This window comes from Metabacillus niabensis, assembly GCF_902829255.1.
GTDB classification, from domain to species: domain Bacteria; phylum Bacillota; class Bacilli; order Bacillales; family Bacillaceae; genus Metabacillus; species Metabacillus niabensis.
Window position 1 is genome coordinate 1 of record NZ_CADEPK010000173.1, and the last position, 1937, is coordinate 1937.

The following is a 1937-nucleotide window of genomic DNA, read 5'->3' on the forward strand; positions in this document are numbered from 1 at the left end:
TTCTTCTAATGATTGTATAAAAGCAAATGTATGTGGAGCTTTTTCAAAAAGTTCTTTATTTGTTTCGGGACTAAAATAAAACATCGCAAATGATTCAGCAAAATATTCCTCTGAATAGTTAAGATAGTATTTTTGAGATGGGAAAATTCGATTTACCTCTTGCTTCCATATTTCAATAAATATCGAATTGTCTCTTACATGATTGAAAACATATCGATCAATCGCATGAGCAATTTCATGTAATTCTAGTGAAATAGAAGTATGTCCTTTCCCATACTCACTATGACCTATTTTAGCATAAACCACCCGATCTGCACTCATACCTGGAACCGAATCCCAAGTTGGATCAGAATCTGAATATCCCCTAGGTTTTTTATCTTTTAATCTACTTAAACCATTTAATTCTGTCAGTGGTCCTTGAAATAATATAATCTTAATATTTTGCTTTTCAGCAAGCTTTAATATATTATAATCAATTTTCTCTAGATTGTTTATCATGTGTAATACTTGAGCTTCATTAAAGGCCGTATCTGGTAAATAAATCATTTCACCTAAAGCTGGTTTTTGATTAGAGAATGTTATTGAATGAAAAGTATATGTTGAAAGTTTAACACCATTTGGACTTGCATTTACTAGCTGAAATATCGGAAAAATAGGTAGAGAGATTAAAAAAATAAAGAAAATAGCTCTCTTCATGATGTACTTCCTTTCGTGATGTATAAAGATATTTATAACGGTGAAAAAATGAAATGAGGTTATTTATCAAAATAGGAGTCTACTAATACTATAGTATCATAATTTAATAGGTGATTCTATATCCAGACAATTTCCAATAAAAGCTATGTATGGCGGTGAAAATAATTAAAATATAGTGGTGGTGAGTAATGCTAACAAGCTAAGCTTAATTATTGTAAAATAAAAGCTATTCTCATAACATAATAACTAATTTCTCTAAAACTTGACCTAGCGAGCAGAAGAAGTGCGAAAAGCCTTCTATAAGTTTATATCTACTTATATCTCCATGAATCTTACCAATAGCATCATCTTTACATCACAATCATTCGAAAGAAGACAAACAAAAAGACAAATAAAAATGAAAGGATCTCGACTTCCATTCTTATTTGTCTTACTATATTTTTATTTTAATAGTATTTTTACTAACTGTTTTAAGTAAAGTTTTTAATTATATACCATCCAATTTGGAGGAGTATTTTTATCCCAATAAATGCTGCCTAAATCCTTATGAGATTGGAAAGAATCATGATAAGTATGATAATGGAAATTAAACCAATATCCTTCTAATGGACGATTTTCTCTTCGGACATGGAATCTTAATACATCCTGACCTGTTTCTGTATTATAAATATGAAAAATCTTTTCACCTGTTCCACCTGAAGGTTTAGATACTTCAAGATGTTCAAAAAGCTCATCAGATTCTTCATTTAAATAATATGTAATAATCTCTTCCATTTTCGGTAATATGACTTCTTTAAATTCATCTTCAATTACTCCGCCTATTTTATCCCCGAATTTTAGTAAAGACTTTTCCTCTGCCTCATTTAATATATTTGTTAAAATTTGTTCTTTTTCAAATGGCTGCTCCTCTTCGACAACAGGTGAAGCAGTTTGCTCAATGACATCATCTGAAAACGAAACTTTTTCAGTAGAATCGTCTGATGGTTTATCCGTTATAGCTAACGATGCAGGAGGTGTTACTAGTCCGAATGTAGCGATTGAGAATAAAATGACAAGCGATTTCCTTAGCCATTTGTTCATCGTCGTTCTTCCTTCCAATTCGTTTATACTCTATATTTTAACATATTAGCTAAAATATGAATATATCAAATATATTACAGGCCAATTAAATCAAATTGAAAATAGTTTATAATAACTCTTTAAATGAGCAATGTAAACGTTTAAAATAATGAGTACATACA

The 1937-nt window shown here is 29.9% G+C and carries 2 protein-coding genes; both read right to left on the reverse strand.

All coding sequences use genetic code 11. The annotated features are described in order from the left end of the window. Positions 1-696 (reverse strand): anthrax toxin lethal factor-related metalloendopeptidase (locus tag HU235_RS12325; protein ID WP_174880400.1); only part of this gene is annotated, 696 nt, incomplete at its 3' end. A 483-nt stretch (positions 697-1179) separates the two neighbouring features. Then, on the reverse strand, positions 1180-1776 hold the full coding sequence (locus HU235_RS12330; protein ID WP_095301291.1) for a YpjP family protein: 597 nt from the start codon (positions 1774-1776) through the stop codon (positions 1180-1182). Positions 1777-1937 lie beyond the last annotated feature (161 nt).

Bases quoted from the DNA above. Each gene is read 5' to 3' on its own strand.
- HU235_RS12330 (WP_095301291.1), bottom strand. From the start codon at position 1,776: ATGAACAAATGGCTAAGGAAATCGCTTGTCATTTTATTCTCAATCGCT.